Source organism: Sorangiineae bacterium MSr11367 (assembly GCA_037157805.1).
GTDB lineage: Bacteria > Myxococcota_A > Polyangia > Polyangiales > Polyangiaceae > Pendulispora > Pendulispora rubella.
Genome location: CP089983.1, coordinates 13,396,490 through 13,408,607, shown reverse-complemented (window position 1 = coordinate 13,408,607; position 12,118 = coordinate 13,396,490). Strand labels below are relative to the sequence as shown.

14 protein-coding genes are annotated in these 12,118 nt (G+C 66.8%); 7 read left to right on the top strand and 7 right to left on the bottom strand.

From position 1 onward, the window contains the following. Nucleotides 1–20 precede the first annotated feature (20 nt). Complete coding sequence (gene rsmD / locus LVJ94_52360) at nt 21–590, bottom strand: 16S rRNA (guanine(966)-N(2))-methyltransferase RsmD (GenBank protein ID WXB05479.1); 570 nt, start codon at nt 588–590, stop codon at nt 21–23. A gap of 17 nt (nt 591–607) precedes the next feature. Between rsmD and LVJ94_52355 the strand changes: the two genes are divergently transcribed. Continuing rightward, on the top strand, nt 608–1,840 hold the full coding sequence (locus LVJ94_52355; protein WXB05478.1) for a PEGA domain-containing protein: 1,233 nt from the start codon (nt 608–610) through the stop codon (nt 1,838–1,840). Nucleotides 1,841–1,878: 38 nt separating this feature from the next. Continuing rightward, a complete protein-coding gene (locus LVJ94_52350; protein ID WXB05477.1) occupies nt 1,879–2,919 on the top strand; it encodes a hypothetical protein in 1,041 nt (346 codons plus the stop codon). A gap of 7 nt (nt 2,920–2,926) precedes the next feature. On the opposite strand, the gene dapB is transcribed toward LVJ94_52350, so the two are convergent. Genes dapB through LVJ94_52330 form a run of 4 tightly spaced genes read right to left on the bottom strand, consistent with a single transcriptional unit; the run spans nt 2,927 to nt 6,898 of the window. Then, nucleotides 2,927–3,679 (bottom strand): 4-hydroxy-tetrahydrodipicolinate reductase, encoded by a 753-nt coding sequence (gene dapB, locus LVJ94_52345; GenBank protein ID WXB05476.1) that lies wholly within the window; start codon nt 3,677–3,679, stop codon nt 2,927–2,929. After that, nucleotides 3,676–4,581, bottom strand: coding sequence for a 4-hydroxy-tetrahydrodipicolinate synthase (gene dapA, locus LVJ94_52340; GenBank protein WXB05475.1), 906 nt, complete (start codon nt 4,579–4,581; stop codon nt 3,676–3,678). The genes dapB and dapA overlap by 4 nt, the downstream gene beginning before the upstream one ends. Before the next feature lie 13 nt (nt 4,582–4,594). After that, complete coding sequence (locus LVJ94_52335) at nt 4,595–6,190, bottom strand: DUF1957 domain-containing protein (GenBank protein WXB05474.1); 1,596 nt, start codon at nt 6,188–6,190, stop codon at nt 4,595–4,597. A 45-nt stretch (nt 6,191–6,235) separates the two neighbouring features. Next, the gene (locus LVJ94_52330) at nt 6,236–6,898 is read right to left on the bottom strand and encodes a hypothetical protein (GenBank protein WXB05473.1); all 663 of its coding nucleotides are present in this window, start codon (nt 6,896–6,898) and stop codon (nt 6,236–6,238) included. 211 nt (nt 6,899–7,109) lie between these two features. On the opposite strand from LVJ94_52330, the gene rplU reads away from it, so the two are divergent. From rplU to LVJ94_52305, 5 genes are all read left to right on the top strand, one after another. After that, nucleotides 7,110–7,421 (top strand): 50S ribosomal protein L21, encoded by a 312-nt coding sequence (gene rplU, locus LVJ94_52325; protein WXB05472.1) that lies wholly within the window; start codon nt 7,110–7,112, stop codon nt 7,419–7,421. A 9-nt stretch (nt 7,422–7,430) separates the two neighbouring features. Then, the gene (gene rpmA, locus LVJ94_52320) at nt 7,431–7,700 is read left to right on the top strand and encodes a 50S ribosomal protein L27 (GenBank protein WXB05471.1); all 270 of its coding nucleotides are present in this window, start codon (nt 7,431–7,433) and stop codon (nt 7,698–7,700) included. Further along, nucleotides 7,697–8,542 (top strand): HAD hydrolase family protein, encoded by an 846-nt coding sequence (locus tag LVJ94_52315; protein ID WXB05470.1) that lies wholly within the window; start codon nt 7,697–7,699, stop codon nt 8,540–8,542. The genes rpmA and LVJ94_52315 overlap by 4 nt, the downstream gene beginning before the upstream one ends. A 160-nt stretch (nt 8,543–8,702) precedes the next feature. Beyond that, entirely contained in the window at nt 8,703–9,398 is a 696-nt protein-coding gene (locus tag LVJ94_52310) for a hypothetical protein (protein ID WXB05469.1), read from the top strand. Between the two features lie 18 nt (nt 9,399–9,416). Beyond that, on the top strand, nt 9,417–9,788 hold the full coding sequence (locus LVJ94_52305; GenBank protein WXB05468.1) for a hypothetical protein: 372 nt from the start codon (nt 9,417–9,419) through the stop codon (nt 9,786–9,788). Here the strand turns inward: LVJ94_52305 and LVJ94_52300 are convergent, their stop codons facing one another. Then, nucleotides 9,789–11,792, bottom strand: a complete 2,004-nt coding sequence (locus LVJ94_52300; GenBank protein WXB05467.1) for a ferrous iron transporter B — start codon at nt 11,790–11,792, stop codon at nt 9,789–9,791. Further along, entirely contained in the window at nt 11,789–12,040 is a 252-nt protein-coding gene (locus tag LVJ94_52295; GenBank protein WXB05466.1) for a FeoA domain-containing protein, read from the bottom strand. The genes LVJ94_52300 and LVJ94_52295 overlap by 4 nt, the downstream gene beginning before the upstream one ends. Between the last annotated feature and the right edge of the window lie 78 nt (nt 12,041–12,118).

Genomic DNA, 12,118 nt, shown 5'->3' with positions numbered 1-12,118 from the left:
GATTGCGGGGAGACAACATGTCATATTCTGCTCCGGTAGAGGTACAGGCTAAGGGTGGTGTCGCCGTAACGCCGTGACTCGAGCAGCTCGAGATCGCTGACGCTTGGTGGCGGATCGGCACTCGCGTGTTCGACCACCACCGTTGCGTCTGACGCAAGACCGCCCGAGTGTACAATCGGCGTGAAGCTCTGCACAAATTCCCCACCCTGGATCAGTTTGTATGGCGGGTCGGCGAACACCAATGTGTAGCGTTCCCCCTCCGGTGTGCGCACCAGCGTACCAGCTGCGCGTTCGACCGACATCGGCAACACTGTCGTCTGCGCCCCGACATCGAGCTGCTCGATGTTGAACCGCAACGCCGCAAGCGCATCGCGTCCCTGCTCCACGAACGTCGCATGCTCGGCACCGCGCGAGAGCGCCTCGAGTGCCAGCGCACCGGTGCCAGCGTAAAGGTCCAACACGCGGTCGCCCGAGACATCTCTCAAGATGGAGAACAACGCCTCGCGCACGCGATCGGAGGTGGGGCGTGTGCGATCCCCCTTTGGGGCGCGAAGCGAACGCGAACGATGGCTACCTCCGGTGATGCGCACAGGATAATCTCTTGGGCATGCGTCTAGCCTATGTGTGGCTTCTCGCGACGACGATCCTGGTTTTCGTATCGCTTTTTACTCGCAGCGCGCAGGCGCAAGGGGCACGGAGCGGCTTGCCGCTGCACGTGCTGCCGCTCGACTCGGAGGATGCCGACGAGCAAGCGGAAGCCCTCGGCGTAGCGCTGCGCTCGCGAGCGCGCGAAAAATTGAGCCCGGTGGCCGATACGTCACCGTCGCTCGGGATGTTGCTCGCGGCCCTGCGTTGCCCATCGCGACCCGACACGACATGCCTTCAGAAGATCGCCGATCAGTTGAAGACGGACCGCTTCATCTACGGGCACGTCTCGAAGATGGGGCCGAGCGCACGCGGACAGCTGACGGCGGAGATCCATCTCTTCGTGCGCGGTAAGCCCGATGCGTCGGTCAAAGAAGTCTTCAGCGACAATCTGAAAGATCAGAACGACGAGTACCTGCGCCGCATGGCCGCACGCATCGTCGATCGCCTCACCGGCACGGCCCCGCAGAATGCGACCATCACGCTGCGCGCCGGGCGCGCGGACGGCGAAGTCTGGGTCGATGGCACCGAGAAAGGGCGCCTCGAGAACGGACGCGCGAGCTTGGACCTGGCCGCGGGCCGCCATGTCATCGAGGTGCGCGCATCGGGGTATGCGACGGCACGCAAAGAGGTCACCGTGGTCGGAGGCGTCGATGCCGACGTCGTCGTGCCGCTTGCCGTCGAAAGCGAGACGGCGCCGAGCTCCACGGAAGGCGGCGGCTCGAACACGCGGGCCATTGCGGGTTGGGCGCTCGTGGGCGTGGGCGCGGTGGCGGGGGGCTTCGCGATCTACGAAGGTGTCCACTTCCTGAGCCTGAAGTCAGAGACGGAAGACTTTCGCGACGCCCATCAGATCGACGGGCAGAAGCCGAGCAAGGAAGCCATCTGCCAAGCGGGCCGCGGTGAGCCGGCGCCGTGGGCGGGCTCCGATGCGGGGGCCGCGCAGGGCATCTGTGACAACTACGATTCGGCGAAGACCGCCTCGCTGCTCGGACTCGTGGGCGGTGCCGTGGCCGCGGTCAGCATCGGCGTGGGGACGTACTTGCTTCTCACCGATACCTCCACGAAAAAGGACGCGCCCACATCCGCCCGAGCACCGCGCCCGCCGCGTCGAGCGAGCCTGCAATTTTTGCCGCACTTTGCGCCCCGCGAAGGCGGTATGCGCGCCGGTTTCGACGTACGCGTCGTTTTCTGATGCAGTTTTGGCCCCCTTCTGATGCAAAGTTACGGTCCTTGAACCCCACACGCCGCTCCCTCGCCCCTTTCGCTTTGCTCCTCGGACTCGCGTTGCCTGCAACGGCGTCGGCGCAGACACCCTTGGGACCTGCGACCACGCAGCCCGCACCGCAGGTGAGGCCCGCGCCCCCGCCGGCCGCATCGGGATCTGCGACCACTGTGCGCACGGTGCACGTTCTGGGGTTCGATTCGGACAATGCCGACGATCAGGTCGAGGCGCTCACCACGACGCTTCGCACCCGCGTGCGTGCGATGTCGAATTGGACGCTCGGCGGCGTCAGCACGTCACTCTCGATGGTGACGGCGGCGCTCAAGTGCCCGCAGCGCCCCGACACGGCGTGCACCCAACGCATGGGCGACGAGTTCAAGGCCGATCGCGTGATGTACGGCTGGGTGAATCGCACCAGCCCGCGCGAGGTCACGGCGGAAGTGCACCTGTGGGTGCGCGGCGACCGCGAAATCGTGGCCAACGAGACGTACCCGGACACGCTGACCGACGCCAAGGATCCCAAGCTGCAGGCCGTGGCCGATCGTCTGCTGGAAAAGCTGCTCGGCGAGCGGCCGCCGCCGCCGGTGGTCGCGCGCCCGAAAGAGCCGGTGATCGAGAAGAAGAAGGAAGAAGAGCCGAAGCCGCCCCCGTCGCGCGGCGTGTCGGCGCGCACGGTGATCGGCTGGTCGCTCATCGGCCTGGGCGCGGGTGCCGGAATCTTCGGTGCGGTCGAGGGCGTGCGCTTTCTCTCGCTCCAGTCGGACAACAAGGACGACGCCGCAGCGCCCGGCGCCCCGGCGGACTTCTGCAATCCGCGAAGGCCTCAGTGCGACAAGCTCGAGGATGCGAAGACAGCGCGCACCCTGGAGTTCATCGGCATCGGCGCCGGGGTGGCCTTGGTGGGCACCGGCGTGATCCTTCTTCTGACGGACCACAGCAAAGAGGCGCCGCGGGAAAGCGCCGCGAGCAAGAGCAGTGCACGCAAATGGCAGGTCGCGCCGAGCGTGGGCCCGCGCGGCGGCAGCGTGAACTTGAATATGGCGTGGTAGCCCAGACCTAGGGGACCGCGCTGCCGACGAGATGCTCCATGCCGTAGTGGCCGGGGGGCTGCGTGGCGAGCCACTTGGCCGCGCGCAAGGCGCCGCGGGCGAAGAGATCGCGGTTCGTGGCGCGGTGGGTGAGCTCGAGGCGTTCGCCGTCTCCGAGCAAATACAGCGTGTGATCGCCGATGACGTCGCCCCCGCGGATGGCGTGCATGCCGATGTCGCCGGGCGAACGCGCCTCGCGCACTTCGGGACGCCGCCCGTGAACGAGCGATGTGCCGGCCCTTGCGGCCTGCGCGATGGAGGCGAGCTTCAACGCGGTACCGCTCGGCGCATCGACCTTGCGGCGGTGGTGCGCTTCCACGAGCTCCATATCGAAGCCCGGACCGAGCATCGCAATGGCGCGCTCGATGAGGACCCCGAGCACGTGCACGCCGATGCTCATGTTGGCGGCGGTGAAGACGGGCACCGTGCGGCTTGCCGCGTCGAGGGCGCGCACCGCCACATCGTCCAGGCCCGTGGTGCCGCTCACGATGGAGACGCCCGCGCTGGGTGCGATCTCCGCCAATGCACGCGTGCCCGCCGGGCTGGAAAACTCGATGGCCACCGCGCCGGGAAACGCGGCGAGCGCACTCATCGCGTCGCCCTGATCGAGGACGGCGACCAACTCGCACTCGGGATCCTCGTTGGCGAGACGCACCAACGTTTGCCCCATTTTTCCGGCCGACCCGACGATGGCCACGCGCGTCCGCGGCGCGCTGGTCATGCCGCGGATTCCCGGAGGTAGGCGTCGATGGTGGCGACGACGGTGGCGCGCGTGCTCTCGCCCACCGGTGCGAGCGGGCTGCGAACCACCTCTTTGATCTTCCCGCGTGCGGCGAGGGCCGCTTTCACGGGGCCGGGGTTCGCCTCGATGAACATCGACTCGTGCACGGGCAGAAGCGCGAGGTGCGCCGCACGTGCCCGGGCCAGATCGCCCGACAGCGCGAGCGACGTCGCCTGCGCGACTTCGCGCGGGAGCACGTTGGAGGTGACGCTGATGACGCCCCGGCCACCGGCCGCGATGATCGGCAGGGTGAGCGCGTCGTCGCCGCTGAGGATGGCGAAGCGCGGCCCCAGGCGGCGGGCCAACTCCTGCGTGCGGAGCACGTTGCCGGTCGCTTCCTTCGCGCCGATCACGTTGGAGGCTTCCGAGGCGATGCGCACCATCGTATCGGCGCTCAGGTCGATGCCCGTGCGTGACGGGATGTTGTAGATGATGAGCGGCACCGAGACCGCCTTGGCCAGTGCGAGGAAGTGGCGGCGGAGCCCTTCCTGCGTGGGCTTGTTGTAGTAGGGCACGACGCCCATCACCACGTCGACCCCCGCGCGTTCGGCGGCACGCGCGAGGTCGATCGCCTCGCGGGTCGAGTTGGAGCCGACGCCGGCAATCACCTGCGCACGTCCGCGGGCGCGCTGCACGGTGCGGGCGATGACTTGCTCGTGCTCGTGGTGCGAAAGCGTGGGGCTTTCCCCGGTGGTGCCGCAGGGCACGAGCCCCTGAACGCCGCCCGCGATCTGCGCTTCGATCAGCTCGTCGTACGCCGCCCAGTCGATCGACTGCTCTTCGTCGTCTTTGAAGGGCGTAATTACAGCCGTGTACGTGCCCGAAAGTTCGATTGTGGCCATCTTCTTGTCTCTCTCAGTCGAATGCCGATCTTAAGGTGTCGCTCTCGAGCTGGTGGAAAAAATTGTCGCGAGCCGACACATCCGACAGCCACGCGGCATCCGCACCCTCGATCACACCGGTCTGAACCAGGTGCCCCAAACGACGCAGCCGGTGCACGTGCGAGCGGATGCGCGATTCCGCGTACTTCAGCGACGTGCCCGTCTTGATGATGAAGTTCCAATCGCTCGATTGGAGCAGCAAGAGCTCCTGAATCGTCTGGTCGAGCGCGCGGCCCCGCTCACCGTCCACGTTACGGTGGTTGCGCACGAGCCACGATACGTAGCGGGTCGCATGGTGGACATGACGCCACGACCACGCCGCCTCGGGCCCGACCCACACTTCGCCGTAGCCGCCTGCGCCCCACGAGGACGCCGCCGGGGTGGCCTGCACCGACACGGGATGCCGCTCGAGGTAGCCACGCAAGGTGATCGCCTCCACCTCGCCACGCGTGTTCGGCAGTTGCCGGAACACCGATTCGAGGAAGCGCGGCCCTTCGTACCACCAGTGGCCATAAAGCTCGGCGTCGTACGGCGCCACGATGATCGGCGCGGGGATGCGCGCCGACAGGTGCTGCAGCTGCAACGCGCGGTTGAAGACGAAGTTGCCCGCGTGCTCCCAGGCGATCTGCTTCGCGATGCGGGGATCGTACGGCTCTTTGTGCGGAGTCTTGCCGGTGATGCGGTGGTACTTGATGCCGGTCATCAAGCGCGAGCCGTCGCCGGCAACCTCGCCCATCAACTCGCTTTCCGGCAGGTCGAAGCCGATGTCGCGGTAGAAGTCGCGGTAGTGCGGATCGCCGGGGTAGCCCTCTTCGCGTGACCACACCTGACGGCTCGACTCGGCGTCGCGTGCGAAGAAGGCGACGCCCGACGGCGAGACGATGGGCGCGTGCACACCGAAGGCGGGGCGCGGACGCGCGAACGTCACGCCGTGCGTGTCGACCAAGGTGAAGCCAATGCCCGCGGCGGCGATCTCGTCGTCGAAGCTCGGGTGGTAGGCGCACTCCGCCAGCCACATGCCCGTGGGCTTTCGCCCGACGAGCTTCTCGAAGCCGCGCACGCCCAATTCGAGCTGCGGGCGGATGCCTTCGCGCGCCGGAAGCATGCCCGGCAGGTAGCAATGCGTCGCGGCGCACGTGATGAGCTCGATGCGTCCCGCGTCCCAGTGCCGCACGAGCCCGCCGATGACGTCGCCGCGGTGGCGGTCCCACACGCCGCGAATGCGGGTGAGCTCCTCACGGTAGAAGGTGGCGACGTGGGCGAAGCGTTCGTCGCCCCAAAGCCGCTTCATCTCCCGATCGGTGAGCGCTTCGAGGCGCGAGAGATGGCCTTCGAAGCGCTCGCAGAGCAGCGGGTCGCGCAGCATCGAGGCCAGCGGCGGCGTGACGCTCATGGTGAGCGCGAAGTGCACGCCGTCGTCGGCCATGCGGTCGAACGCGTCGAGCAACGGCAGGTAACATTCGATCAGCGCTTCGTAAAACCAGCGCTCCTCGAGATGCCGAGCGTGCTCGGGATGTCGGACGAATGGGAGGTGCGCGTGCAGTACCAGCGCGAGGTATCCGTTCGGCATGGCTCTGCGATGACGAGTAGCACGCCCGGGCGCGCATTTGTGGGACTACGGCGCGATCCACACCTTCTTGGTCGAGCCGCCACCATGGCAGTTGCCAGCCTTCGAGCAGGCGCCATCCGCGTTGGAGAGTTGGTTGGACATGGGGCTGACTCCCTTGCCGTTGCGAATGGAGACGTAGGCTTGCGCCGGGAACGTGTCGTTGCCGAGCTTGATCCGGAAGTTCCCGTACTGATCGGTGTATGTGGATTTTGCGTAGGAACCGTCGAGGCTTCGAATCCGAACCTCCACACCAGCCCCTGCGGGGTTCACGCCCTGGTCATTCTGGTAAATCGTGCCCCCGATCGCAAAGGTGGGGCCGTTGCCGCCAGCGCCGTGGCATGGGCCGTTGAAGCAATTCTCTCCGACGGGATTGTTCCCCTGCAACGTGGAGTGCCCGCCCGGGCGGATCGAACTATCGCCGTCTATCTTCGTGTAGGCGGGCTGATCCGCGAAAGGATCGGTGGACCCTTGCGAGCCGCCATCGCCTCCCGGGCCAGCATCGGGGCGGGGCCCCGGTTGCCCAGCATCAAATTTCCCCCCCGGTGGCTTGTCTGGATCGGTGTTACCAAGCTCCCCTGGATCGGGCGCGCTGCAGGCCCAACCAGCGAGCCCGGCCGCCGCAACCGCCATTCCGAGAGGGAAAATCTTCGAGAAGAGACGCATTTTCATATCGTTCTCGCCGAGTTAGAGGAGGTTTCCCGACCTCATGAGCAAGGCTCGGGCCGGCCTGAGCGGGCTTCCTTTTTCGCGAGCACGACGTTGCTTTACAAAGGGACGTCCATCCGTATACTCCCGCGTCCCCCAATCCCCCGCCGCTGTCCGCCCCTTCTGCTCGTCGCAAAAGGGACCAGGATCGTCGGCTTTTCAAGAGGGCTACAGCATGTATGCGGTGATCAAGACAGGCGGAAAGCAGTACAAAGTCGCCCCCGGCGACAAGCTCCGCGTGGAGAAACTCCTGGGCGAAGTCGGCGACACGGTGACGTTCGACGAAGTGCTGCTCATCGGCGGCGAAGCCCTCAAAATCGGCCAGCCGCGCGTCGAAGGTGCGAAGGTCGAGGCGAAGATCACGGCGCAGGATCGCGCCAAGAAGATCATCATCTTCAAGTTCCGCCGTCGGAAGAACTATCGGCGCAAGTCCGGCCATCGCCAGCCGTTCACCGCTTTGGAAATCACTGGAATCACGGGAGGCTGAGAGACCGCCATGGCACACAAAAAAGGCGCAGGCAGCACGCGCAACGGGCGCGACTCCAACTCGCAACGGCGCGGCACCAAGGTCTACGGTGGTGAGAAGGTGACCGCCGGCAGCATCCTCGTTCGCCAGGTCGGCACGACCATCGCCGCGGGCAAGAACGTGGGCGTGGGCAAGGACTACACCCTCTTTTCGCTCATCGATGGCGTGGTGAAGTACGAGTTCCGCACCAACACGCAGAAAAAGGTTTCCGTCTATCCCGCGGCCGCCGCCGCGGAGTGAAATCTTCGCCGAAGCTCATCGCCGTCGACCTCGACGGCACCCTCCTGGACGCGCACGGGAATCCGCATCCGCGTGATGCCGATGCTCTCCGTGCGCTCGTCGAGCGAGGAACCCACGTCAGCATCATCACCGGGCGCCTGTACTCAGGCACCCGGGCGAGCGTGCTCACCCTCGGGCTCTCCGGTCCTACCGGATGCGTCGATGGCAGTCACATGGTGAGCGCAGCTACGCACACGACGCTGATGCATCACGGCATCCATGGCCCGCACTGCGAGTCATTGCGGCGCATTTTCGAGCGCGCCGCCCCGGCGACCTTCGTGTTTGCGCGCGATGCCATCGTGTACGACGAAACGGGCGATCCATACCTGGGGTATGTCGCCACCTGGTCGAGCGATGTCCAGCGTTCCGTGCGCGTCGTGGAGCACGCGGTGTGGGAAGAGCGTGAGGGCATCACCGCGGTCGTGGCCGTGGGTACCGCCGACCAGATTTCGGAGGCGGCTTCGGGCATTCAAGACGAGCTGCGGGACGTTGCCCAGGTGGCGATGTTTCCGATTCGGCGCATTTTGGGCGCCTGGGGCCTCATCGTGCGGGCCCTCGGCGGGAACAAGGGTTCTGCGCTGGAGTGGATCGCCGAACATCACGGGATCTCGATCGAAGAGACCGTGAGCGTCGGGGACTGGTTGAACGACATTCCGATGCTCACCAAGGCGGGCCGGTCGTTTGCCATGGGGCAGGCCCCCGACGAAGTGAAAAATGCCGCCACCGACGTGCTCCCCGAGACGAGCGACGAAGGCGGCGGGGTGGCGCGCGTGGTCGAAGAGGTCTTCGGCGTTCGCGTCTGAGGCAATGGCCTCGGGCACGGTCACCTGACGTAAGGTAGACTCGAGGCTCATGTCCGAAGATTCATTCGGGCCTCGCGGCCCTCATAGGCCTCATCTGCCATCGAGTCCTCAGTCTGCGGCCGGTTCATCCGGCGCACCGAAGCCACCGCTCCGCGGCACCGTGGCCATGCCCGCGCAACCGGGCCAGCCGCAGTATTCGCAACAGCAGCACCAGCAGCAAGGCTACGCGCCGCAGGGTTACCCGCAGCAACAACAAGGGTACTACCCGCCGCAGCAGGGTTACGCGCAGCAGCCGCCGTACGGGCAAGCGCCGCAGCAGAGCTACCCGCAGCAGCAGGCCTATGGGCAACCGCAGTACGGACAGCCGCCGTACGTGCAGCAGCCGTATCCGCAGCAACAGGGTTACGACGCCTACGCCCAGCAAGGCTATGGCGCGGCGTATCCGCAGCAAGCGCCGTATCCGCAGCCGGGTTATGGCGCCCAGCCATACCCTGGATCGCAGGCGCACGCGATGCACCCGTACCGAGAGCACGGGAGCAGCGACTTGCTCCCTTGCCCTGCATGCGGACAGCCGTCGAACAGCATCAAGCGGTACACGTACGCCAATTGGTTCGTGTTTCTCTTCGTCTTCTTCTACATGCAGCGCCGTACGGGCATCGCATGCCCGCCCTGCACGCGCAAAGAGCTGCTGACCCGCGCGGCGATGAACATCGTTCCGGCCAACTTCGTGTGGCCCTTCATCGTGCTCCCGTGGCACCTGGTGCTCTTTTGCGCCTCGTACGCCAAGGGCCACTCGGCGGGCGTGCAGAATCACTTTGCCGCCACCGCACAAAATCCGCCGCCGATGCAGCCATAATCGCCTACGGTTTTGGCGATGAGCAACGCGCCGCCGACCCCTTTCGACACGATCCCCGATCTCACGGAGGCCACCACCGATCCGCTCGATCGAGCGCTCGCACGCGAGCCCGTGCTGCGCGATCTTCCGTCGGTGCTCCGCGACCCCATCAAGGACGCGCTGAAGACCTTGGACGAAACCCTGCTGGCCCACGCCATCGATGCACTCGATACGGATGCCGAAGCCAAGCCGGCCATCACCACGGCCGCCATCGCGCTCCTCAAGCTGCTGAAGGGCGAGGGTCCCGCCTACCCCATCCCCTCCCCCTTCGAAATGCCGCCCTCCGTGGCCCCGCCCAACCCCGTGGCGCCGGGCGAGACGCTCCTCACGCTGCCCCCGATCAAGTTTTGATTAGCTGCCCGTGAAGAAGATGCCGCTGATCTGGTAGACGAGGAACGCGGCCGCGTAGGCGATGGCGTACGTGTAGCCGATGACGAACAGCGGCCAGCGCAGGCTCTTGGTTTCGCGGCGGATGGCGGCGACGGTGCTCATGCACTGGCAGGCGAAGAGGAAGAACGCGAGCAGCGCGAGACCCGTGCGGACCGTGTAGGCGGGGGCGCCGTCGGGCTTTTTCGCAGTGCGCATGCGCTCGGAGAGCGGCGCGGGATCGTCGCTCACGTCCTCGATGCCGTAGATGATGCCCATCGTGCTGACCATGAGCTCGCGCGCACCGAAAGAGCCGATGAGCCCTGCGTTGACGCGCCAATCGAAGCCCAGCGGCGACGTGATGGGCTCCAGGCTGCGGCCCACCATCGCGCCGACGCTGTGCTCGAGCGTCATCGTGCGCGCCGGCACCGACGGATCCTCCACCGCGGCACCGCGGGGGCCGAAGGGAGCGGGCACGGTGAGCAAAACCCAGAGCACCGCAGAGGCGGCCAGGATCGTGGTTCCCACCTCTTTGAGGAAGCGGCCCGACGCGCGCACCGTCTGACGGAGCAGCACGCGCGGCTGCGGCGCGCGGTAGGCGGGCATCTCGAGCACCAACGGCAAGGTGCGGCCGCTCGTGGCCGTGCGGCGCAGCACCAGCGAGGCCACCAGGCCGGAGAAGATGCCCGCGAAGTACAGCCCCACGAAGATGCACGCCTTGAAGAGGGCGCTGCCCCCGGGGAAAAACGTGGTCAGCACCAGCGCGTATGTCGGAATGCGCGCCGAGCATGTCATGAGCGGCAACACGAGGATCGTCGTCAGCCGCTCGCGCGGATCGCGCACGATGCGCGTCGCGGAGATGGCGGGGACGGCGCACGCGTGGCCCATGAGCAGCGGCACGAACGAGCGACCGCTCAACCCGAGAAGGCGCAGCAGCCGGTCCACGAGAAACGCGCCCCGCGCGAGGTAGCCCGTCGCCTCGAGCAGCTCCATCGCCACGGTGAGGATCACGATCTGCGGCATGAACGCCAGCACCGTGCCCGCACCGCCCAACACGCCGTCGGCCACGAACGACGCGAGAAGCCCTTCGCCCAGTAGCTTCGACGTGCGCGCCCCGAGGGCGCCCATCGCCGCATCGAGCAAGTTGGTCGTGGGATCGGCCACGAGGAAGACCGAGGCGAACACCAGCGCCATGATCGACAGAAAAAGGACGGGCCCCAGCACCGGGTGCAGCAGCCAATGATCGGCACGGGAGGTGAACTCACGCCGCCGGCGCGCCGCCGCGCTCGCGGACTTCACGTCGGAGACCGCCTTGGAGGCGACCGCGTCGGGCTCCCACGATGGCTTGCCCCGCCATGCCCCGTCGCCATCGCGCTCCAGCTCCTTGGCCGCGGCCTCGCGGACCTTCGCCGACGTCGCAGGATCGCGCGCGCTAACCGCGAGCACCGGCAGCCCGATGGCCTCGGAGAGCGCGTGCACGTCGAGCGTGCGGCCTTGGGCATCGAGGACGTCGCTCTGGGAGACCACCACGAGAAGACGGAAGGGGCGCGCGGAAAGCTCGCGTGTCAGCCGCAGGCCCAAGGCGAGCTGCGTGGCGTCGATCACCTGCACCACGAGCAGGTGCCGCTCGTCGGCCGCGGCGCGATCGAGAACGCGGCGTGCGATGCCCTCGTCGGTCGCCGGGTCGATGACCGATTCGAGCGTGTAAAACCCGGGAAGATCGGCCATGGACACGGCGAGGCCGCCGGGAAGCGTGATGTCGGCCTCCAGAATGTCCACGGTGATGCCTGGAAAATTGCCGACGTGGGCCCGGGCACCGGTCACCGCATTGTAGAGCGACGACTTGCCCGAGTTCGGCCGGCCCACCAGCGCGACCAACGGCTTGCCGTGCGCCGCGGCGGTCGCGTCCTTGGAGCCCACGGCCTCACCGTGGCAAGAGGACTGCGTTGAAAGTCGGCCGTCGCGAGCGACGGGCCTCCGGGCGCTCATGGCTGCGCCTCCTCGACGCGGATCGAATGCGCGAGCTGCCGGTTCAACGCGAACTCACCCCCGGCGCCGGTGCGCACGTGAATGGGGCCGCCGAACAGAGCGCGGCGCAGCACGGTCACGAGGACGCCCTCGTGGATGCCCACGGCGCGAAGCCACTCGACGAAGTCGTGCTCCAGGTCCAACGCGACGACCCGTACCGTCACGCCCACGTGAGTCTCGCCGAGAAATAGGGGGGGTGCGACCGTCATGGGAGGCTGTTGAAAACCGCTTTCAATAGCAAAAAGGTAGTCCCGCGGTCCTATCACGGCAAGGTCGTCGAGGCATCT

Coding starts and splice junctions, on each gene's coding strand:
- rplU (WXB05472.1), top strand. CDS start 7,110: ATGTATGCGGTGATCAAGACAGGCGGAAAGCAGTACAAAGTCGCCCCC.
- LVJ94_52305 (WXB05468.1), top strand. CDS start 9,417: ATGAGCAACGCGCCGCCGACCCCTTTCGACACGATCCCCGATCTCACG.
- LVJ94_52335 (WXB05474.1), bottom strand. CDS start 6,190: ATGCCGAACGGATACCTCGCGCTGGTACTGCACGCGCACCTCCCATTC.
- rpmA (WXB05471.1), top strand. CDS start 7,431: ATGGCACACAAAAAAGGCGCAGGCAGCACGCGCAACGGGCGCGACTCC.
- dapA (WXB05475.1), bottom strand. CDS start 4,581: ATGGCCACAATCGAACTTTCGGGCACGTACACGGCTGTAATTACGCCC.
- LVJ94_52355 (WXB05478.1), top strand. CDS start 608: ATGCGTCTAGCCTATGTGTGGCTTCTCGCGACGACGATCCTGGTTTTC.
- LVJ94_52295 (WXB05466.1), bottom strand. CDS start 12,040: ATGACGGTCGCACCCCCCCTATTTCTCGGCGAGACTCACGTGGGCGTG.
- LVJ94_52300 (WXB05467.1), bottom strand. CDS start 11,792: ATGAGCGCCCGGAGGCCCGTCGCTCGCGACGGCCGACTTTCAACGCAG.
- dapB (WXB05476.1), bottom strand. CDS start 3,679: ATGACCAGCGCGCCGCGGACGCGCGTGGCCATCGTCGGGTCGGCCGGA.
- LVJ94_52330 (WXB05473.1), bottom strand. CDS start 6,898: ATGAAAATGCGTCTCTTCTCGAAGATTTTCCCTCTCGGAATGGCGGTT.